This is a genomic window from Streptomyces sp. NPDC008139 (assembly GCF_042957025.1).
GTDB lineage: Bacteria > Actinomycetota > Actinomycetes > Streptomycetales > Streptomycetaceae > Actinacidiphila.
The window spans coordinates 240,943-261,512 of sequence record NZ_JBIBHM010000008.1; the positions used below are offsets into that span (position 1 = coordinate 240,943).

The window sequence follows — 20,570 nt, forward strand, 5'->3', positions numbered from 1 at the left end:
CTACAGACTGACGCCGGGCTCCGCCGAGAGGGCCGTCGGATCTACAGGCTGACGCCGGGCTCCGCCGGGAAGGTCATCTGATCTACAGACTGACGCCGGGCTCCGCCGAGAGGGCCGTCGGATCTACAGGCTGACGCCGGGCTCCGCCGGGAAGGTCATCTGATCTACAGACTGACGCCCACCAGGACCGGCTCGTTGACCAGCGTCACGCCGAACGCCGCGTGGACGCCGTCGCGTACCTCGCGGGCCAGCGCCAGCAGGTCCTCGGCGGTCGCGCCGCCGCGGTTGGTCAGCGCCAGCGTGTGCTTGGTGGAGATCCGCGCCGGGCCGCTGCCGTACCCCTTGGTGAACCCCGCCTTGTCGATCAGCCAGGCCGCCGAGAGCTTCGTGAGGCCCTGACCGGCCTCGCCCGCCGGGTACGACGGCGGCGCCGTGTCCTGGCCGAGCCGCTCCTTCGCCCGCTCCAGGAACGCGGCGTGCTCCGGGGCGGTCAGGATCGGGTTGGTGAAGAAGGAGCCCGCCGACCAGGTGTCGTGGTCGGCCTCGTCCAGCACCATGCCCTTGCCCGCGCGCAGCGCCAGCACCGTCTCCCGCGCCTTCTCCAAGGGCACCCGGTCGCCGGGTTCCACGCCCAGGGCGCGGGCCGTCTCCGCGTACTTCACCGGGGCGGAGAGCCCGCCCGCGTCCTCCAGTCCGAAACGGACGCGCAGCACGACGTAGCGGTGCGGCTCCGCCTTGAAGCGGCTGTGGCGGTACGAGAAGGCGCACGCGTCGTTCGCCAGCGTCACCGTTTCGCGGGTCCGGCGGTCGTACGCGACGACCTCGGTGATCGTCGTCGACACCTCTTGGCCGTAGGCGCCGACGTTCTGGATCGGCGTCGCCCCCGCCGAGCCGGGGATGCCCGCCAGGCACTCGATTCCGGCCAGGCCGGCGGCGACGGTCCTCGCCACGACGTCGCTCCAGGTCTCGCCCGCGGCGACCTCCAGCGAGGTGCCGTCGAGGGTCACGCCGCGGGTGGCGATCCGTAGCGCCGTTCCCTCGAAGCCGCGGTCGCCGACGACGAGGTTGCTGCCGCCGCCGACGATCAGCAGGGGGTCGCCGGTGGTGTCTGCCGCGGCGACGGCGGCGATCACTTCGGCGTCCGAGGCCGCCGTGATCAGGCGGTGCGCGGGGCCGCCTACGCGGAAGGTTGTCAACGGGGCCAGCGGCGCCTTCTCCATTACGTCCACCCCCTCACCCTAGGGGGCCCGCCCTCTCCCTTCTTTTCCCGGCCCGCTTGCGTGGGCGGGCCGTCTCTGCCCACCCGCCCACCCGTGCGGGTGCTTTTCCGTCTGCGGGTGCCGCTTGTGCCCGGTCGGTCCCGGTCCGGGGCACCTCCTCGGGCGACGAACCTGCGGCCACCTGCGCCTGCTTCTGCCCTTGCCCGTTCGTCCCCCTGCGGGGGCACCCCGCACCGTCCCCTCCCCGCCCGTCGGCGCCCGCCTGTCCGCTGTGGTGACCGAGGAGGGAGCCTTCGCGGCGTACCGCCCCGCGCAACTCCCCCCCGGCCAATCCGAAAGGACCGCCCTCACCATGAGTGAAGGACCCGAGCCTCCCGCCAACCAACCAAAGGCCCCACGCACCCACCCACGACGACCCGCCACCCTCACCCGTACCGGACGGGCGGGAACCCCCCCACCCCGAACCGCCACCCGCACCCGTACCGAAATGCCCGGACCCCACCCCCGCGAACCGCCACCCGCAGCCGTACCGGAGGGCCCGGAACCCACCCACCCACCTCAGCCCGCCCCACGGGCGAACCGTCACCCGCAGCCGTACCGGAGGGCCCGGAACCCACCCACCCACCTCCGCCCACCCGACGGCGAACCGCCAGGCGGCGACGTACCGGAGGGGACGGGCCGGGGTGCCCCCGCAGATTTGCGTGCCGACAGGGCGTGGACGAATGGGCAAGGAGCAGGCAGCACGCAGCTCGAGGAGGTGCCCCGGCCCGGGACCGACACCAGAGACAGGGCGGTGGAAGAAAGGGCTGACCCCCGCACCCAAGCCGGGCACGGGGGTCAAGAGGGCCAAGAGGGTCAAGAGGGCCAGGAAGGCCAGGAAGGCCAGGAAAAGGCTAGGCGGCGGGCTGGAGGTCGCGGGGGGAGGAGGACGGGGTGGAGTCGAGGGAGGTGGGAGAGGGGCGGCGGGGAAGGAGGAGGGCCGCGACCGTGGCGACACCGAGCACGCCGGCGCCAACCCACAGCGCAGGCGTCAACCCGTCGACAAAGGCGTCAGCCGACCCGTACCCGCCCTGCGCGGAAAAGATCGAGCCCAGCACCGCGATCCCCAGCGCTCCCCCCACCTCACGCAGCGCGTTGTTGGCCCCCGAGGCGATCCCCTGCTCCGCCCCCCGCACACTCCCCATCACCAACGCCGTGGCCGGCGCCACGAACAGCGCCATCCCGGCCCCACTGATGATCAGCGCGGGAAGCTGCGCCAGATAGGAGACGTCCGGCGAGATGATCGTCGCGAACCACCCGAGCCCGATCGCCTGAAGGGCGAGCCCGGCCGCGACCACCGGCCGCCCCCCGATCCGGTCGGAGAGAATCCCGGCGATCGGCGCGACGATCATCGGCATACCGGTCCACGGCAGCATGCGCAGCCCGGCCTCGGTCGGCGAATAGCCGACGACGTTCTGCAGGAACTGGCTGAGCAGGAAGATCGACCCGAACATCCCGGTGAACATCAGCATGCTGGCCGCGTTGATGGCCGAGAACCCGCGGCTGCGGAACAGCCGCATCGGCAGCATGGCGTTCGGCGAGGTCGCCCCGTGCCGGATGAAGGCCGCGACGAGCGCCGCGCCGCCGATGAGCCCGCCGAGCACCGGCCCGCTGGTCCACCCCTTGGTCGTGGCGTTGACCAGCGCGTAGACGATGCCGAACAGCCCGAGGCTGATGAGCGCGGTGCCGCGCGGGTCGAGCCGGGCGCCGGGCGCGGTGGACTCGTTGAGGCGCAGCCGGGCCAGCGGGATGAGGGCGATGCCGAGCGGAACGTTCAGCCAGAAGATCCACTGCCAGGAGATGTGTTCGGTCAGGCTGCCGCCGATGAGCGGCCCGCTGGCGACGGCGAGGCCGTTGACGGCGCCCCAGATGCCGAACGCGGCGCCTCGCCGCTCGGCCGGCACCGCCGCGGTGAGCAGCGTCAGCGTGAGCGGCATCATGATCGCGGCGCCGACACCCTGGAGCGCGCGGAAGGCGATGAGCATGGAGATGGTGGGCGCGAGCGCCGCCGCGGCGGAGGCGCCGGTGAAGATCGTGAGGCCGGTGAGGAAGAGCTTGCGGCGGCCGAAGCGGTCGCCGAGCGCCGCGCCGAACATCAGCAGGACGGCGAAGGTGAGCGTGTAGGCGTTGACCGTCCATTCGAGGTCGGACAGCGCCCCGCCGAGGTCCTTCCGGATGGACGGCAGCGCGGTGGTGACCACGAGATTGTCGAGGGCCGCCATGAATCCGGCGACGCTGGTGATGATCAGAGCCCAGGCGGCGGTGCGCGGCCTGCGGCCTTCTGCTGCTTGCTGGGTCATGACTCCCCCTGTGGAGTGCGTACTGCGACGGCTTCGAGCCGTACAGTTAGTTATGGATGACTAACTTCAGCGGACAGAAAAAACCGACGACTCCGCGCCCCGAAAGGCGCGGCGCCTCACTCGGGATGGGCCGTCTCGTACAGCCCTTCCCAGATGCGGTGGTCGGCCGGGAAGCCCAGCGACACCAGGGTGTTGATCAACATTCCATAGGCGAGGAACTGTGTGGTCTGCTCGACATCCGCGCCCAGCTCCAGATGCAGGGTCTCCCACAGCACCTCCCACCCCTCACGGATGGAACGGCCGAATTCGTGGTCCCCGGACGCCTCGGCGGCGGCGACCGCGACATACATCTGCATCTGCATCAGCAGCCGCTCGGGGTCGTCGGAGATCAGCGTCCGATACGCGTTCCCCATCGCCTTGAGCTTGCCCTCGTAGTCCGTCTCGTGCTCGGCCACATCGGCGAAGACCTGGCGCGTCGATTCCAGGCAGTAGGTGGCCGCCGCCAGGAACATGGCCTCCTTGTTCGGGAAGAGGCGGAAGAGATACGGCTGCGAGACGCCCACCCGGCGGGCGATCGTCTCGGTGGACGTGCCGTTGTAGCCGCCGCGGGCGAATTCGCTCATCGCCGCGCGGATGACGCTCTCGCGCCTCTCCTCTGCGCTCATCCTGACCATACGAGTAAGTTAGTGGTCCATAACTAACCCGTCAACCGCGATACGGGGAGACACGGGCAAACGTAAGGGGCACCCACCTGGGTGGGCACCCCTTACCTGCACTTCTACGTCTCAGGCGAGCTGAACCACGGCGCGGGACATGCCCAGCACCTTCTGGCCCGCGGACGTCGCGGTGAGGTCGACCCGCACCCGCTGGTCGTCCAGCTTGGCGGCGACCTTCGCGGTCACCTCGATGAGCGCGCCCTGCTCGTCATTGGGCACGACGACGGGCTTGGTGAACCGTACGCCGTACTCGACGACCGCCCCGGGGTCGCCGGCCCAGTCCGTGACGACCCGGATCGCCGAGGCCATGGTGAACATGCCGTGCGCGATGACGTCGGGCAGGCCGACCTCGCGGGCGAACTTCTCGTTCCAGTGGATCGGGTTGAAGTCACCGGAGGCGCCCGCGTACTGCACGAGCGTGGCGCGGCTCACAGGGAAGGTCCGCGCGGGCAGTTCGGTGCCGACCTCGACGTCCGCGTAACCGATCGTCGCCGTCATGCCGCGCCCTCCGCGTTCGCCGAAGAGTTCGCCGAAGCGTTCCCCGAGCCGTTCCCGTCGCCGCTGCGCGGGTCGTCCTCCGCCGCGCGGGCGACCAGCTTCGTCCAGGCGGTCACCACGTGCTCACCGGACTCGTCGTGGACCTCGCCGCGGATGTCGATGATGTCGTTGCCCGCCAGGGACTTGATCGCCTCGATGGTGGAGGTCACCGAGAGCCGGTCACCGGCCATGACCGGGCGCGTGTACGCGAACTTCTGGTCGCCGTGCACGACCCGGCTGTAGTCGAGGCCCAGCTCCGGGTCCTGGACGACCTGGCCCGCGGCCTTGAAGGTGATCGAGAAGGCGAAGGTCGGCGGGGCGATCACATCGCGGTGCCCGAGCGCCTTGGCAGCGTCCGCGTCCACGTACGCCGGATTGGTGTCCCCGACCGCCTCGGCGAATTCGCGGATCTTCTCGCGGCCCACCTCATAGGCGGCGGTGGGCGGATAGCTCCGCCCCACGAAGGACTGGTCCAGAGCCATCGGCACCTCCGGTGCGGGAAGCGGGCGGGATCGGGGGCAGCGTACGACATACGTACGGAAGTCGTACGGGCGCGGGGGGTCGCGGGGAGTGGCGTAACGGTTCAGCTGATCCGTACGGCCCCCACCGGGCAATACGTCGAGGCCGCCCCCGGTGACGGGGACGGCCTCGCGGTACTGCTACGGCCTGGAGTCAGCGCGTTTCGCGGTGCGCGGTGTGCGCGTTGCAGCGCGGGCAGTGCTTCTTCATCTCAAGACGGTCCGGGTCGTTGCGCCGGTTCTTCTTGGTGATGTAGTTCCGCTCCTTGCACTCCACGCAGGCCAGCGTGATCTTCGGGCGGACGTCTGTGGCGGCCACGTGAGTGCTCCTTGACGAACGGGGGTGATTTGAACATGAGAATAGTAGCCGACTGAGGGACCGATCCCACAATCGGCTACGGTGAGTAGCGGCGACCGGACTTGAACCGGTGACACAGCGATTATGAGCCGCTTGCTCTACCGACTGAGCTACGCCGCTTTGACGAACTGGTCCCCGCCTGGCGGCGGGGAACCGATCCATCAGAGCCCCAATACGGAATCGAACCGTAGACCTTCTCCTTACCATGGAGACGCTCTACCGACTGAGCTATTGGGGCGAGCGAGGAAGACATTACACGGTCCGCCGCGATACGTGAAATCCGTATCGGGCAGGGCACATCGGGCGTCGCGGGGCGTCACGCCCACCCCCTGATCAGGACTTGATCACCTCCCGGCCGCCGCGCGCCGGGCGGCCGACGGGCCCCGTACCAGGGCCTGTTCGCACCACCACGACCGCCGGACACGAGGGCCCGTTCGCACCACCACGACCGCCGGACACGAGGGCCCGTTCGCGCCACCGCGACGAGGGTCCGCTCGCGCCGCCGCGACCGCCCGAGCCGCGCCTGTCAGGAGCCGTACCCGCCCTCACTCTCCGCGCGGAACCGCGGCCGCCCGCACCCGGAACCGCACCCCGGCGCGTACGAGTTCCGGGCGCCCCGGAACGCGAGCGCGTCCGCTCCCCCGCGCGGCGCCGGCCGTACCGTGTGCCCCCTCTCACGACCCCCACCGGTACGACTAATGCCCTCCTGTCAGGTGTGTGCCGTGCTGCCCCCTAAGCTCGGCTTTGCGTGATCTTGCCTCCCGCCGCCCGCCCTGCACGCACCGGAGGAGCGCGATGACCGACAGCCCTCGCGACAGTGCCCGCACCGCCGCAGAAACCGCCACCCTGCTGCTGTGCGGCGCCCGGCTGACCGACGGCCGGACCGTGGACGTACGGCTCAGCGGCCCCCGGATCGAGGCCGTGGGTACCGCCGGCAGCCTCGCGCCCGCCGCGAGCCGTACCGTCGACGCGTCGCGCCGTCCGGCCGACGGCACCCGTATCGACCTGCGCGGATACCTGCTGCTGCCCGCGCCCGCCGAGCCGCACGCGCACCTCGACCTGGCGCTGACCGCGGGCGCCGCGGGGCCGCCGTCCGACGACCCCGCCGATGTACAGCGGCGCGCCACCGAGGCCGCGCTGCTCCAACTCGGCCACGGCGCCACCGCTTTGCGCAGCCATGTGCGGATCGGCGACGTCCAGGGGGTGCAGGCGCTCGAAGCCGTGCTCCAGGCGCGGCGGGCGCTGCGCGGCCTCGTCGACCTGCACACCGTCGCCGTACCGCGGCTGCTGACCGGCGCGGCGGGCGCGGACGGGCTCGCGATGCTGCGCGACGCGCTGAAGATGGGCGCCGGGGTGGTCGGCGGCTGCCCCGATCTGGACCCGGACCCGAGCGGGTACGCAGAGGCCGTCTTCTCGCTCGCCGCCGAGTTCGGGCTCCCGGTCGACCTGCACACCGCCGCCGACGACCCGGCGCGGCTGGCCCGGCTCGCCGCGATGGCGGGCGGTCTGCGGCCGGGTGTCACCCTCGGCCCGTGCCACGGTCTCGGCGCGCTGCCGCCCGAGGCGATCGACTCCGCCGCGCAGCGGCTGGCCGCCGCCGGGATCTCGGTCACCGCGCTCCCCCAGGGGGGCTGCGGCGCGCTGGACTCCGTGCGCCGCGGCGGCGGCCCGCACACCCCGGTCCGCCGGCTGCGCGCGGCGGGCGTCCGGGTCACGGCGGGCAGCGGCGCGCTGGGCGACCTGGCCAATCCGGTCGGCCGCGGCGATCCCCTGGAAGCCGCCTTCCTGCTCGCCTCCTACGGCGAGTGCGGCGCGGCGCAGGCGTACGCGGCGGTCAGCGGCCGGGCGCGGGCCGTGCTCGGGCTGCCGGAGGTACGGGTCGAGGCCGGTTTCCCCGCCGAACTGCTGGCGGTGCGCGGGGAGGGTGTCGAGGCGGTGCTCTCCCTGGCGTACAGCCGGATCGTCATCCACCGGGGCCGGGTGGTCTCGCGGACGAGCGCGGTGCGCGAATACTGCGACTCGGCGAGCGAGGCCGCGCTCGACCTCCCGCGTCAGTCGCACCGCGAGGCGTAGCGTCACGTCCATGCGCATGGTGATCGCTGGTGGACATGGACAGATCGCGTTGCGGCTTGAGCGGTTGCTCGCCGAGCGCGGTGACAGTGTGGTCGGGCTGATCCGTAACCCGGCCCAGGCCGACGACTTGCGGGCGGCGGGCGCCGAGCCGGTCGTCCTGGACCTCGAATCGGCGACGGTCGCGGAGGTGGCCGCCGTCCTGGAGGGCGCCGAGGCGGCCGTCTTCGCGGCGGGCGCGGGTGCGGGCAGTGGTGCCGCCCGCAAGCACACCGTCGACCACGCGGCGGCCGTGCTCTTCGCCGACGCGGCCGAACAGGCGGGCGTACGGCGCTATCTGGTGGTCTCCTCGATGGGCGCCGACGCCCGGGCGAGCGGCGGCGACCCGGTCTTCACCGAGTACCTGCGCGCCAAGGGCGCGGCCGACGACGACATCCGCGCGCGTACGGCCCTGGACTGGACGATCGTGCGCCCCGGCGCCCTCACCAACGACCCCGGCACCGGCCGCGTCCGTCTCGCCCCCTCCACCGGCCGCGGCTCCATCCCCCGCGACGACGTCGCCGCCGTCCTGGCCGGTCTCCTGCTGACCCCCTCGACCGCCGGCCTCACCCTCGAACTCGTCTCCGGCACCGACACCATCCCCGAAGCCCTCCGCACCGCCGCCCTCCCCTAGCCTCTCCCCCTCCCCCGCACACACACCAAAACGGCCCCCCGCCCTGCTCTTCAGCAGGCCGGGGGGCCGTTCTCATATCGATGAAGACGCGTACCAACCGTGAGATGAACCCCGGCTGCCGGTCGCGTAGCCGAGGTCACGCAGGCCAGGTGCCGCTGCTCTCGAGGCGTGACATGCCGCCGGTGCCGTGGAGGATCAGCTCCCGGCCCGGTGGGCACCAGCACGTCTTCCAGGGACGCGACGAACCGCTACTGGCCTCGTAGTCGTGGCGCTCGATGATGTATACGAACTAGCCGGCTGTGGTCTGGGGGGCCGGCCTGGTGCGGTGCATATCCCAGTGCCGGGCGATCCACGTCTGGTGGCCGGCCCTGACCGCGACTGACAACGGCCGCCCGTGAAGTCGGGCATAGTCCGGGTATGCACGGGTGCGCTCCGTGATGTCCAGCGTCAGCGTCTGGGGGTTGATCGCGATCTCCCCCAGGTCGAACAGGCGGTGGGTGTCGCGGCGCAGCAGCAGTCCGCCGTTGGCGTAGTGCTCCCCGTTGGCGGCGTAGCTGTACAGGTGCGCGGCTTCCAACACGTACGCCGGGCAAGGCCCGGTGAAGGCGCATACCTCACCGAACGTCTTGAGCAGTGCTGCCCGGAAGGCGGGCTGCCCCCTGCGTACCCGGACGATGGCCTCGCTGTGACCGCCGGCGATGGTGCGCCGGGTCTGGTCGATGATGGTCAGTGGGCTCGCGCTCTGGCGGGCCCTGAAACTCGCCCGGAAATCCTGCCAGAGCAGTTTACGCAGGGCGTTCTGGGACTTCTGCTGCTCGCACAACTCCCGCAGTACCTTGCCGGGGATCGTGCCGGGCAGTTCGACCCAGCCGGCCTCGTGGTGGCTGCGGTAGGTGGTCACTCGGACTGTCCGCACCCGAGGTTCATCGAACTCGGCCTTGCACGTCTTGGTCCAGCACCGGTACTTCGGCGACATCGTCTTGCGGAGCGCGATGTCCGCCTTCCCGCACACCGGGCAGGAACTGACGTCCTTCATCGCCTCGCCGGTCTCGATGTCCTCTATCACCGACATGCCTAGCGAGTTGTCGCCGTCCCACAGCACGATCACGTCCCCGACCGCTATCCGTGACGCGTTTGGGACCCGGCTGTCCCAGCTGTAGTGAGTGGCGCTGGCGTCGTCGTATCCGGCTCCCACACGCTTGGGATCGCTCCCCAAGTACATCAACCACGCAGCCACCAAAACCCCCTAGCCGTCGCGCTGTCGCACGCGGCCCGTCGCCACGCGCCGCGTGTGAAGTTCGCTGATCAGCCTAGTCGGCGGCACCGACAACCACCCCGGTGAACCTCCGCCTGCATCGCCGGCAGCGTCAAGGCGGCCGCCCTCGCCAAAGATCCCGACGACCCCGCGTCTCCGCTCCCGGAACCAGTGGTCTCCAGCACGACCGAACCCTCCCTCCCGATCCGGCCGGGCGCCCGCCGGCCACTCGGCCTGGACGCCTTCCGCCGCACCGGCGGCATAGCCATGCGCTACCGCGTGGCCGGCTTCGACATCGTCGGCGTCGAACCCCAACCCCACTGCCCGTTCAAGTTCGTCCAGGCGGCGCCTTCACTGTCGTAGACCCACGAGCCTGCGTCTCCTCAAGGCGCGGGCCCACGTGGCATTCACGGCCAGTGCCCACCTCACCGAAGTTCGTGGCTCTGCTCCGGCATCACATCGAGACGTACGGCGCTTCCTCCGATGGCCGGGGGTTCCGCACAGCCCGCAGTAGGGCTACGGCGAGGTGCGGGGAGGCGGCGCTCGGGTCGGAGGCCGGAACCTCGCGGCTGGCTCGACGGCCGTACGACCTGGGTAGTGCTGGGATTTCGCTGTGGCCAACTCCGGGGTGGCGCAGTAGAGCGACTCCGTGAGGTGCTCGCTCAGTCGCCGGGTCCGGCCGGCCAGAAGATCGATGCCGTTCCATGTGCTTGGGACGGGTTCCAGCCGCCCCCTGGGAGACACACGCCGATCAGGGCGACACGAAGCGCTAGTTTTCGCTCATCGTTCGAACATGCGATCGGGCCACGAAAAAACCCTCTCCGATCCAGCGTTTTCGCTGGTCAGAGAGGGTTTTCCCTAAGTGTGGCGGCACGTGGATTCGAACCACGGTAGGCATAGCCGACGGATTTACAGACTGCGGGGGCGACGGTCCCTGACCTGGGCACAGATACCCGATTAGGTCGCTGGCCCCATGGGTGCCCCACTGAGTACGCGGCATGGAACCCCTCAGTGACGGCATCTGATCCGTAGGCGGTGACTTCGCCCTGCCGGTGACAAACCCCGGCATTCCTAGGAATCCACTCCCACACTACGTGTGGCTAGACGCACGCCAGCGCTCGTTGATGTTGATGTCACTTCTATCAGCGCAGTCGGGCCAAGCGGGGCCGCCTGTTGCTCCCGGCACGGGCACTCCCGGCCCATGGCAGGGCCTTCTCAGCCGGATTGTCCTCAATCCCTATCGCCACAGGAGCCACGGGAGGGTGATGTCGAACTATGAGACCCACCCTCGAAACCCCGGGAAGCACTATCGGCCTCCCACCGTAGGCATTAATCAGACTTGCGTTCGAGAACCGTCTCAGAAATACGACAAAATATCGAAATCTGTACACTGGCCAGAAGATTACGCAAGTGAGCCACGACCGAGCAAACCGTCTGTATCTTGGCAGGAAGCCTATGTACTCGGAAGGATCGGGGTTTCCTCCATGACCGACGCGTCACCTCAGCCAAAGTTCGCAGCCACAGACGTATCGGCTGCACTTGGTCGAGATGTGACGTTCCTGGGGGCCGGCGCCTTCGGAGAAACTTGGCGCGTCGACGACGAGGCTTACAAGATCATTTCGAAGGACGACTACCCGCTTGCTCGGCTTCAGCGCGAAGTCGAAGGGCTATCCCGAGTTTCCTCACCCTTTGTCGTAGACTTTCGAGGAAGTCTGAACATTGCACTGCTCGGGAAGCAGCGGCCTTGCCTTCGATTTGAATACATTGAGGGTGGAGACGTCGAGGCGAAGCTGAAAAAGAGCGACTTGCTCCCGCTCGAACTCGTGCCGCAATTTCTCACCGGCCTCCTAGAGGGCATCGCGGAGCTGCACAAAACATCGACGATTCATCGGGACATCAAACCCGCCAATATCGCTCTCCGCGATGGCGACTGGGCTCGGCCGATTATTCTCGACCTCGGCCTTGCTAAACAACTGGACTCCAGCACGATCACAATTTATCCAGGGCACGTGGGTACCTATCCCTACATGTCGCCGGAGCAACTGCAAGGTCGGCGCGCCAGAAAGGCGGCAGATCTTTGGGCGATTGGCGTAACCGTGCGCCAGGCTATCTCCGGCACACATCCCTTCTACCATGAGCGAGACAGTTACACCCTGGATGAAGCACTCGACGTCCTCTCGAATGGCCCCAGCGGCCTACCTTCAGGCTTGGCAAATGCTGCCGCCGACGTGCTAAATCGCCTCACTTCCGTCCGGGAATACGAACGCGGCAGTGCAGTCAGTAACCTCCGCCGTCTCTCCCGCTAGTTTAATAGGAGTCTCAGCGTTGACAGATTCCGATTCTTACGAATCAGAGGAATTCGAGCCTGAAGACGCGGACAGCTCCGAGCGTCCGATCGAATCGGTGCCCGAGTTTGCCCGCTTCCCTTCCGGGAGTGGGTTTCTTATCCTGGGGGGGCCCGACACGGGCAGCGTAGTGACCGAAGTCCCCGAGGTGAATCAAAGCACTCCCATGCGCGAAGCAGGCACACCCAGGGATCGTGACGACGCACTATCGGGGGAAGTCCCCATCTTCTTCGCCCAGAGAAGCGCACAACGATATAAGTCCATCCCGCACGTGCTAGTGCAGCTCCATGTCAATCACAGCGAAGTGCTTTCCACCGGCGTCATCTCCAAGCTCACGGGGGCTACCCGGACATCACATCGAGCATTCTTCGATCTGACCCCTCTAGCCTCAGTTAAGATCGTCGACCCAATGTGTTTCTTGCTCGACGGCGGGGTCCTTCGGCTGCCACCCGATCCCATCAAAGACAGGGCAGTCAAGAACGCGCCGTATCTGGCAGAGGATCCGGCGAGTAACAATTGGGTCGAGTCTGTAATCGCCGGCCAACGGGGCGCTGGCGCCAACCTCCTGCTCAGCCCCGGACGAGCGCTCGATCCCGACACGCCAGAAGAGAGCCTGGACGTAGCGTGTACGCAGGGAGATGAGACGGCGTCTCACCTCCTGACGGGAGAACGCTGCGCGCTGAACCTGACGATTCCGGCGCGGTGGCTCGTCAGCGATGCCCTCCGTGACCGGCTACTCACTCAAATCGTCGAGCAGGATCAATTCGATGTAATCTACGTGCGGATTCAGTGGGCGTCCCCTGGTGCCGCGTCCGCACAAGTCGTAGACGCTGCGCTCATTGATGGCATAAAGGAGCTCGCAAACCTCTGCCAGGACGAAGAGCGCAAACTTATCCTTCCGCAAACCGGGATGACTGGCTGGCTATCCTTGGCTTTCGGTGCTACAGGCTTTGGCACTGGTACCAGCAGTGGTGAGCAGGGGTTCGCTGAGTTCGCCTTCAGGCGGCGGGCCCCGGGCGCCACAGAGGTCGAAAGGTACTTCGAGAGGCAGATCCTGCACACGGTAGACCGTGCGGTCCACGAAAGCATCGCGACTGGTCCAGAATATGTAGCCTGCACCTGCACCTACTGTGCACAGCTAGTTCCTGGACGGGTCTGGAACCACGAGTTGGCTGCGTACCACCAGCTACACGCCATTGGGGAACTGACAGCTAGGGTTCAGTCAGATTCTGCCCGAGGAGGGCGCCACGGAGCGGTCCGTCGCATTGTGAGGGATGCGCGGCAATACGCTAACGGGCAGCCACTGGTCGATACGAATTTCCCTCGGCATCTCGAAACCTGGGGTCAGGCCCTGTAGTGGTGGTTAGTCGAACTCCGAAAACCGGCCTGACCGGGCCGCTTACATCGCCCTGGAGGTACAGGCCAGCAGCTCGCTCAACCAGAAGTTCTCGATAAGGCGTCATTTTACGACGACTTCTCGCTTTAACCTGCGCATCCAAGCCTGAATCTCCATCAAGAAAGGCGAGTCCAATCCCCGCCTTCTTAAACCACTTACTGTTATCCGAAGGAGCCTTTGCATGACAAGCGTCAAGCACTAGCCAAGCTTCATCGGCGGTGACGGAATGCCTTAGGGCTTGGTTATACCCCGACCGCCAGTCCCGCATCTTTACTTCAATCGTGCACACGAACTTGGCCAAGCTCCGGAACTCATGCGTGGCCTTCCATTTTCCCCGCCCAATCTTCTCCACGTGACCAGCAGATTGCAAGCCGGGCAGGACGCTTGCAGCAATAGAACTAGCAGAAATGCCAGTGCACTTCGAGATCTCGGAAGCGGTGATGTAATCATCGCCTCGGATCAATGAAGACTGCGTCTCGTGCATTACCGCTATGGCATGAAGGCTGTCAATCGGCGCAAGTCCACGCTTGGACCGGAGCGTCAGTTGTTCGTGATCGAAAATAACTAGCACGAGATCAGGAATACCAGCCGCCGACTGCACCTCGTAAAAAACCTCAATATCTTCAGCATCTCCCACAAGAGAGCTTTTCAGGCATGCGAGAGGTCTAAGCATGTCTGCTTCTGTCTTGAAAGCTGCCCGCATGGCTCTCCCCTGATTCCCCGTTGCGTGGATCTACAAGAACGCCAATTACTAATTAGTACCCCATCGACGCTACTTCAGTCCGATTTTTCAACGAACAGAGCATCATCGGGACACGGGGCTAGTCCAAGAGATACACCTCCGGCCATCTCGCTGAAACGATCTCTAGCAAGGGATCAACGCCGCAGACCCGTATGGCGCTGAAACAGTGCTCCCGAGCCCCTATGTGGCAGGTCGATCACCCGCACCCGAGCGAAGCCCTGGCCCTCGTAGTAACGGTGCAAGGCACAGTTGTTCTTCCACGCGTCCAGTCGGAGCCAATGCTTACCGGCTACGGCTGCCCGCTGGGACGACCAGTCCAGGAGGGTGCTGCCGATGCCTGCGCCGGCGAGGTCCCGGGTCACGGCCATGCGGTGCACGTAGAGGGCGTCTCCGGGGTCGTCCTTCGCTGTCCAGAACTCAGGGTCAGCGTGCTCGTCCACCTGCAAGGTGGCGACGGGGCGCCCCTCCACCTCAGCGATGAAGACGTCGCCGTGCTGAAGGGCGCTTATGATCCGGTCGCGGTGCGGTGGGAACTGCCACTGATCGATGCCCCGAGACGCTAGCCACTCGCTCACTTCAATGAGCAGGGCCTCCACGGTCGAGAGTTCGTCCAGACGAGCGGGCCGGATATGCAGATCGGTCATGCTTCCTCACCGGAAGGCACCCAGCGGCGTTCGTACGACACAACGTGCCGGTCTCCCGGCAGCGTCGTGATCGCTACGCGCACCGGCAGACCCTCGGTCGTAAATCCCGTCGTCAGGTGGATTCCCACAGGCGTGCCGGGCCCCAGGTCTAGGCGGTGCGCCTCGTCCGGGACAGGCATCCGGACGTACAGCTCATCCAGGGCCCGCACCTGGCGGTAGCCGAGTTCGGCGAGCACTTCGTTGGCGCCTCGGGTGATGTTCTCCGGGCGCATGATCTCCGAGTCCCGCACTATGTCCAGCGGGAAATAGCTGTCGTTCGTGTTGAACGGCTCACCGTCCAGGTACCGAACGCGCTTCCGTACGGCGACCAGCTTCCCCGGCTCAAGCCTGAGTCGTTTCGCCACGTCGGCCGGCGGCTCCACGATCGCCACCTCGATCTCCTGCCGAGGCTCGCGCCCTTCTGCGCTGTACTCGGTCACGAAGGCGTCCATCTCTGGCGTGTAGGGCCGCTCTCGGAACTCCGCCTGCGGTCGGAACACCATCGGCTGACGCTGGCGGACGAAGTGCCCCTGCGGGCGGGCGGACACGACCAACCCTTCGTTGACGAGCAGGCCAAGCGCCTTGCGCACCGTCTCCCGGGAGACGCCGTACTCGTCTCGTAGCTCCGCCTCGGTGGGCAGCTTGGCCTCCGGAGCGAGTTGTCCGGTGTCGATCTGCGCCCGGATCGCGTCCGCAATCTGCTGGTACATCGGGTTTCGCCCGAGTCGGTTCACCGTCACGCCTCCATCAAAGCCGCAGGTTGTAGGCATTGTCCAGTCAATGCAAGCAATGCGCTTGACGCCGCACGCCTCGGCATGCCAGCATCTCGGTTGTAGCCATTGTACGGACAATAGCTACAACGCAGGAGCCCCGCACCGGTCGGGGGGAGGTTCCCGGCGCCTTGTCAGCCGGAGGGCACGAGACCGAAAGGTCACGTCTCTGCCTGAAACAGGCCATGGCGGCTCTACCTCGTACGGGAGTCGCAGTCCTGAAGGAGACATGCACGTCAGCCCCGGTATCCACGCCGTGAGGGCGCCGGATCAGATCCGGCCCGGGGCACTCGCACCACCTGTTGCCCGGTTCGGCGGCTCCCGACCAAGGACATTCCGCCGTTCCGGGCCTCCTCCATCCATCGTCAGGAGACGACCCGTGTACGACTTCGTTGGGCCCCATCGGGCCGTGAGTACGACCGAGTTCATTGAACTCGCGCTGGGCACCCCGCTGGACTTGTGGCTTGGTGTCGAGGGCGAGAGCGAGCAGGAGCGGGCCGCGCGTGAGGCGGCGGCGCGGGACATCCTCGCCGACGACCCGGGCATGGTCGACCGGACCACCGCGCTCGCCGTGGAGACGATCGGCCGCACGATGCCGGAGCTGCGGCACCTCGCCCCGGCGCCCCGTCCCGCCTCGGTGGTTCGCCGCCGGTCGGGCAGGAAGGGGCTGGCGGCATGACCACCACCGACACGACGCCCGGCGCGGGCACCGCCCGCACGGATGCGAATCTGGATGCCGCTCGCGCGGACGTGAAAGCCGAGATCGCCCGCACCGATACGAAGGCGTCGCTGTTACTGGCGTTCGTCGGCGCGCTGCTGGCCGGGGTGTGGACCGTGGCGTCCGGCCGGCGCCTTCCGCTGGCTGCGCTGCTGATCGGCGGTGTCGCGGTGCTGGTGCTGGCCGTTGTCGCTGGCGTGCTGCTGTGGGCGGTGCGCCCGAACCTGGGCGGCGCCCGCCCGGTCGGCTTCCCCCGCTGGGCCACCCTCGCGCCCGACCAGGTGACCGCCGACCTGTCCGGCGACGACAGGGCCGAGCACATCGCCGCGTTGTCGCGGATCGCGGTCGCCAAGTTCGTTCACCTGCGGCGCGCGGTCGACCTCACCTGCGCCGCTGGCGTGCTGCTGCTGATCGCCGCCGCGATCGTGATCGGGGGTGCGGCATGAACCGGAAGGCCAAGGCCCTTCTCATCGCGGCGCTGGTGGTTGTGGTCACGATGGCGTTCCGGGTGTCGTGGAACGCGTTGCGGGACATCGCCAGCACGGTCGGCGCGGATCACACCGCCGCACTGCTGTACCCGTTCGTGGTCGATGGTCTGATGGCGCTCGCGCTGGTGGCCACGCTGGTTCTGACCGGTCCTGACCGGAAGTTCGCGCTGCGGGTGCTGGCCGGTTACACGGTCGCCTCGCTGGTCCTGAACTACGTTCACGGTCTGGTGCCCGCGCTGCACGCACACGCCGGCGGCCGGATGCACCTGGTCGACTACGGGCCCGCCAACTGCGTGCTGGTGCTGCTGGCGACCTCGCTGCCGGTCGGGTCGATTTTCTTCGGCTCCGACCTGGTCGCCAAGGTTCTGCACCACCGACCCACTCCGGTCGCAAATCAGGATCAGGCCACCCCGGTTACCGTAAATCGGTTGGGGTCTGACCTGCGGGAGTCGACTCCTGATACCCCGCCCGCACCGGTCGCCCCGTCCGCGTCGGAGTCGACCAGCGCGGCGCCGCTTCCCGCGCCGGTCGAGCCTGCCCCGTCCGGTCCGCGTCGCCCGACCGGACCGGTTCCGAAGGCGGCCCGCACGCCCCGGCCGATCCGCACCCCGGATCAACTGCTGAGCGAGGCACGGCAGACAACGGCCGGCTGGTCGGAGGCCGAGTTGACCGGTGAGGCGATCCGCAAGGCCGTGCACACCTCGTCCGCCAATGGCCGTGTCCTGCGTGACGCCCTGCGCGCCGAGCGCACCGCCCCCGCACCGCTGCACCTGGTCGACACCGACCAGCGCGCGGACACCGCAGCGGCCCTGTGACAACGGGAGACCGATCCATGTCCGAGATCAGCAAAGCCTCTGCCGACGCGCTCGAAGCCGCCCGCCAGGGCGAACAGTTCGCCATCATCCTCGCCGCGGTCCAGGCCGCGCAGACCGTCCAGCCCTCCCAGGCGACCGCCCCGCCCGCCCCGCAGCGACAGGCTGTGGAGCAGGCAGGGAAGTGGCTGGCCATCGCGGTCGGCGGTTCCATGCTCATGGTCACTGTGGCGTTCGCCGCCGTTGCCCTGGCGATTGCCGCCGTGTCCATCGCTCTGGTGGCCGTGGTCGTCTACGGCATCTACCGCGACATCCGGAAGCGGTGACGCCGTGATCCGCACCCATCCCGACGATCCGCCGCTCACCGCTGGTGAAGCCGCCGAGATCGTCCGCATCACCGCCATGGCCATGATTCGCGGCGGCGTACTGACGACTCGTCAGGAGAAGCGCATCGGCCGCATTCTCGACACCGCCCGCACGCGCGCCGAGAAGGCCGATGCGGCGCAGAAGTGAGTTCACCCCGGAACGGCCGCACCTGCCGGCAAGCTGTCCGGCCGTTCCGGGCCCCGCACCTCCTGAGAGAGCAGGAGCTCCCAGCATGACCGAGATCATCGACCTGGACGCGTACCGGCCCCGGTCCGCGCCCGATCTGACCAAGCACGCCGACCCGTCAGACACCGCGCCGCCGCGCGAGGTGCTGGAAGGCATCGTCATCCCCGCCGACGCGACGACCGCCCCGGCGGCGGCGCTGTGGCGGCGCACCGCTCGCACTGTGCGGGTGGTCGCCACCGACCAGCGCACCCGTACCGCCGCACGTGTCGCGGTACGGCACGGCGCCTACGTGGCGGGCGGCATGGGCATCCTCGCCAAGCGCGCGTGGGATGGCCGGTCCGCCGCCCGCTACGAGCGGATGATCCGTATCGCCGAAGCCGCGGGGCAGCACGAGACCGCGATGGAGTGGGAGGAGCGGGGCCGACAGTTCCGCGCCGCCCGCCACCAGCGGCGCATGGACCTGCTCACCGCGCCGCAGCGCATCGCCAAGGGCGCCGTGGTCGGCACCGCGACCAGCGCCGGGGGCCTGCTCGCACTGGGCACGGTCCTGGCGATAGCCGAGCACGACGCCGGGCAGGTCATCGCGCCGATCGCGTTCACCATCGACGTGATCCGCACGCTGGTGTGGCTCGCGTCGATCGTGTGGGGACCTGCGGTGTTCCTGACCCCGTGGGCGGCGCTGTTCGGTTTGTGGAACGTCGGTCGGCGCGGGCAGGCCGCCCCCAACTGGGCGCTTCCGCCTGTGCAGCGTTCCAACGACGGCGTCCCGATCACCCCGTCGATCGTGGTCACCGCCCTGCGTGACCTCGGTATCGCCGCGCTGCGCGGTGCGATCAAGGCGATGGAGGACAACGGCGCCGCGATGCTCGGGCCGATCCGGATCGCCGGATGCGGTGTCGAGGTCGACGTGACCTTGCCGTCCGGGGTGTCGACGGAGGAAGTCCAGGGGCGCCGCCGGAAGCTCGCGGAGAACCTGGGACGGCACGAGCACGAGGTGTTCATCAGCATTCCGCAGGCCGCGCGTACGGTGCGGCTGTGGATCGCCGACTCGGGCGCGCTGGACGAGCCGATCGGCCCGTCTCCGCTGTCCATCGACGGCGACCTGACGAGCAACTACGCCACGGGTCGGGCGCCTTGGGGGCAGGATCTGCGCGGGGATGCTGCGCTGATCAGCCTGTTCCAACGCCACCTGCTCATCACGGGCCTGTCCAACCAGGGCAAGACCGCGAGCTTGCGGGCGTTGCTGCTGTGGCTAGTGCTGGACCCGACCGTGCAAGTCCGGATCGCCGACCTCAAGGGGGTCGGGGACTGGCGGATGTTCGACGGCTTGGCCACGGTCCTGATCGAGGGCCCGACCGATGACCACGTCATCGACGCGACCGAGATGCTTGAGCAGGGCGTTGCCGAGATGGAGCGGCGCCTGATGGCTCCGGTCGGCACCACCTGGGACCCGCTGATCCTGCTGGTGGACGAAGCACAGGTCGCGTTCATGTGCCCGGCTGTCGGACCCGACAAGCGGCCCTACGGGGGAGTTAAGGCCACTTCCCGGTACTTCCAGGCCGCGCGGAAGATCCACAACCAGGGCCGCGCGGTTGACGTGCTGCTGTGGCAGGGCACGCAGGACCCGACCGACCAGAACCTTCCCAAGCTGGTCCGAGAGGGTGCGCACATCCGCGCCTCGCTGGTGCTGGGCACGGAGTCGCAGGCCAGGATGGCCCTGGGAGACAAGGCCATCGACGGCGGCGCCGCCCCGCACAAGCTCCGCCAGGGCCTCGACAAGGGAACCGTGGTCGTGGCCGGCGACGGCGTGAAGCTCGCCCCGGGCCAGTCCTCCATCACCATCCGGACCCACTTCATCGACGGCGACACCGCCGCCGAGATCGCCGACCGTGCCAAGGCACGCCGCAGCGGCGTGACCACGCGCAACGCGGTCGACACGGGCGAGCGGGTGGACGCGCTCGCCGACATCGCCACCGTGCTCGCCGACACCGACCGGATGCGCACACAGGAGGTGTTGCAGCGCCTCGCCGAACTGCGCCCGACCGAGTACCGGGAGTGGAAGTTCGGGAACCTGCGCGAGGTGCTGGAACCGTTCGGCGCGGCCCCGCACAAGTCGGACGGCGTGATGGTCGTCGACCGCGCCAAGGTCCGCGCCGCCCTGGTCCAGCGCGCCGCCGACACCGCCGAGAGTGACGCTGAGTAAAGGGAGGTGTCCAGGGAGGCAGGGAGAACTCCCTGACCGCCTCCCTGACCTCGCCTCCCTGATCTGATCAGCGACAACCCTCTCTCAGGGAGGCAGGGAGCCATCCCTCCGCGACCTGCGGAAACCCCCGGAAACAGGGGTTCGCGGGTGGCCCCTGCCTCCCTCCCTGCACACA

The 20,570-nt window shown here is 68.2% G+C and carries 21 protein-coding genes and 2 tRNA genes; 11 read left to right on the plus strand and 12 right to left on the minus strand.

Annotated features, from left to right (window positions below):
• Positions 1-164: 164 nt before the first annotated feature.
• The 8 genes from ACFZBB_RS18995 to ACFZBB_RS19030 form a co-directional block, all read right to left on the minus strand.
• Entirely contained in the window at positions 165-1,220 is a 1,056-nt protein-coding gene (locus tag ACFZBB_RS18995) for a UDP-N-acetylmuramate dehydrogenase (protein ID WP_391123962.1), read from the minus strand.
• Between the two features lie 893 nt (positions 1,221-2,113).
• Complete coding sequence (locus ACFZBB_RS19000) at positions 2,114-3,559, minus strand: DHA2 family efflux MFS transporter permease subunit (RefSeq protein WP_391123636.1); 1,446 nt, start codon at positions 3,557-3,559, stop codon at positions 2,114-2,116.
• A 116-nt stretch (positions 3,560-3,675) separates the two neighbouring features.
• The gene (locus ACFZBB_RS19005; protein ID WP_391123639.1) at positions 3,676-4,233 is read right to left on the minus strand and encodes a TetR family transcriptional regulator; all 558 of its coding nucleotides are present in this window, start codon (positions 4,231-4,233) and stop codon (positions 3,676-3,678) included.
• Between the two features lie 111 nt (positions 4,234-4,344).
• Positions 4,345-4,773, minus strand: coding sequence for a MaoC/PaaZ C-terminal domain-containing protein (locus ACFZBB_RS19010; RefSeq protein ID WP_391123641.1), 429 nt, complete (start codon positions 4,771-4,773; stop codon positions 4,345-4,347).
• Positions 4,770-5,294 carry a MaoC family dehydratase N-terminal domain-containing protein gene (locus ACFZBB_RS19015; protein WP_391123643.1) on the minus strand — a complete coding sequence of 175 codons (525 nt, stop codon included), beginning with the start codon at positions 5,292-5,294 and terminating at the stop codon, positions 4,770-4,772. Before ACFZBB_RS19015 ends, ACFZBB_RS19010 begins: the two co-directional genes overlap by 4 nt.
• Positions 5,295-5,484: 190 nt before the next feature.
• Positions 5,485-5,649, minus strand: coding sequence for a 50S ribosomal protein L33 (gene rpmG, locus ACFZBB_RS19020; RefSeq protein WP_004571794.1), 165 nt, complete (start codon positions 5,647-5,649; stop codon positions 5,485-5,487).
• Positions 5,650-5,735: 86 nt separating this feature from the next.
• Positions 5,736-5,808 (minus strand) — tRNA-Met (locus ACFZBB_RS19025).
• A 45-nt stretch (positions 5,809-5,853) separates the two neighbouring features.
• Positions 5,854-5,926: transfer RNA gene (locus ACFZBB_RS19030), tRNA-Thr, on the minus strand.
• A gap of 557 nt (positions 5,927-6,483) precedes the next feature.
• Between ACFZBB_RS19030 and ACFZBB_RS19035 the strand changes: the two genes are divergently transcribed.
• Positions 6,484-7,761, plus strand: a complete 1,278-nt coding sequence (locus ACFZBB_RS19035) for an amidohydrolase family protein (RefSeq protein WP_391123645.1) — start codon at positions 6,484-6,486, stop codon at positions 7,759-7,761.
• A gap of 10 nt (positions 7,762-7,771) precedes the next feature.
• Complete coding sequence (locus ACFZBB_RS19040) at positions 7,772-8,431, plus strand: NAD(P)H-binding protein (RefSeq protein ID WP_391123646.1); 660 nt, start codon at positions 7,772-7,774, stop codon at positions 8,429-8,431.
• Between the two features lie 289 nt (positions 8,432-8,720).
• Here the strand turns inward: ACFZBB_RS19040 and ACFZBB_RS19045 are convergent, their stop codons facing one another.
• Positions 8,721-9,539, minus strand: a complete 819-nt coding sequence (locus ACFZBB_RS19045; RefSeq protein WP_391123648.1) for an HNH endonuclease — start codon at positions 9,537-9,539, stop codon at positions 8,721-8,723.
• 318 nt (positions 9,540-9,857) lie between these two features.
• Here ACFZBB_RS19045 and ACFZBB_RS19050 point away from each other — a divergent pair, with 318 nt between their 5' ends.
• From ACFZBB_RS19050 to ACFZBB_RS19060, 3 genes are all read left to right on the plus strand, one after another.
• On the plus strand, positions 9,858-10,049 hold the full coding sequence (locus ACFZBB_RS19050) for a hypothetical protein (RefSeq protein WP_391123650.1): 192 nt from the start codon (positions 9,858-9,860) through the stop codon (positions 10,047-10,049).
• A 1,121-nt stretch (positions 10,050-11,170) separates the two neighbouring features.
• Positions 11,171-11,992, plus strand: coding sequence for a protein kinase (locus tag ACFZBB_RS19055; protein ID WP_391123652.1), 822 nt, complete (start codon positions 11,171-11,173; stop codon positions 11,990-11,992).
• A 19-nt stretch (positions 11,993-12,011) separates the two neighbouring features.
• Positions 12,012-13,388: a hypothetical protein gene (locus ACFZBB_RS19060; protein ID WP_391123654.1), complete on the plus strand. Its 1,377-nt coding sequence runs from the start codon at positions 12,012-12,014 to the stop codon at positions 13,386-13,388.
• On the opposite strand, the gene ACFZBB_RS19065 is transcribed toward ACFZBB_RS19060, so the two are convergent.
• The 3 genes from ACFZBB_RS19065 to ACFZBB_RS19075 form a co-directional block, all read right to left on the minus strand.
• Positions 13,321-14,130: a hypothetical protein gene (locus tag ACFZBB_RS19065; RefSeq protein WP_391123656.1), complete on the minus strand. Its 810-nt coding sequence runs from the start codon at positions 14,128-14,130 to the stop codon at positions 13,321-13,323. The two genes, ACFZBB_RS19060 and ACFZBB_RS19065, sit on opposite strands and share 68 nt — an antisense overlap.
• Positions 14,131-14,303: 173 nt before the next feature.
• Positions 14,304-14,813, minus strand: a complete 510-nt coding sequence (locus tag ACFZBB_RS19070) for a GNAT family N-acetyltransferase (protein ID WP_391123659.1) — start codon at positions 14,811-14,813, stop codon at positions 14,304-14,306.
• Positions 14,810-15,592, minus strand: a complete 783-nt coding sequence (locus tag ACFZBB_RS19075; RefSeq protein WP_391123661.1) for a UTRA domain-containing protein — start codon at positions 15,590-15,592, stop codon at positions 14,810-14,812. Before ACFZBB_RS19075 ends, ACFZBB_RS19070 begins: the two co-directional genes overlap by 4 nt.
• A gap of 439 nt (positions 15,593-16,031) precedes the next feature.
• Between ACFZBB_RS19075 and ACFZBB_RS19080 the strand changes: the two genes are divergently transcribed.
• The 6 genes from ACFZBB_RS19080 to ACFZBB_RS19105 all read left to right on the plus strand — a co-directional run bounded on the left by ACFZBB_RS19080 (position 16,032) and on the right by ACFZBB_RS19105 (position 20,395).
• Positions 16,032-16,301, plus strand: a complete 270-nt coding sequence (locus tag ACFZBB_RS19080; protein ID WP_391123663.1) for a hypothetical protein — start codon at positions 16,032-16,034, stop codon at positions 16,299-16,301.
• Complete coding sequence (locus tag ACFZBB_RS19085; RefSeq protein WP_391123665.1) at positions 16,298-16,786, plus strand: Pycsar system effector family protein; 489 nt, start codon at positions 16,298-16,300, stop codon at positions 16,784-16,786. Before ACFZBB_RS19080 ends, ACFZBB_RS19085 begins: the two co-directional genes overlap by 4 nt.
• Positions 16,783-17,643, plus strand: coding sequence for a DUF2637 domain-containing protein (locus ACFZBB_RS19090; protein ID WP_391123667.1), 861 nt, complete (start codon positions 16,783-16,785; stop codon positions 17,641-17,643). The genes ACFZBB_RS19085 and ACFZBB_RS19090 overlap by 4 nt, the downstream gene beginning before the upstream one ends.
• A gap of 17 nt (positions 17,644-17,660) precedes the next feature.
• On the plus strand, positions 17,661-17,966 hold the full coding sequence (locus ACFZBB_RS19095; protein ID WP_391123669.1) for a hypothetical protein: 306 nt from the start codon (positions 17,661-17,663) through the stop codon (positions 17,964-17,966).
• 4 nt (positions 17,967-17,970) lie between these two features.
• Positions 17,971-18,153, plus strand: coding sequence for a DUF6257 family protein (locus tag ACFZBB_RS19100; protein ID WP_391123671.1), 183 nt, complete (start codon positions 17,971-17,973; stop codon positions 18,151-18,153).
• A gap of 85 nt (positions 18,154-18,238) precedes the next feature.
• Complete coding sequence (locus ACFZBB_RS19105) at positions 18,239-20,395, plus strand: ATP-binding protein (RefSeq protein ID WP_391123673.1); 2,157 nt, start codon at positions 18,239-18,241, stop codon at positions 20,393-20,395.
• Positions 20,396-20,570 lie beyond the last annotated feature (175 nt).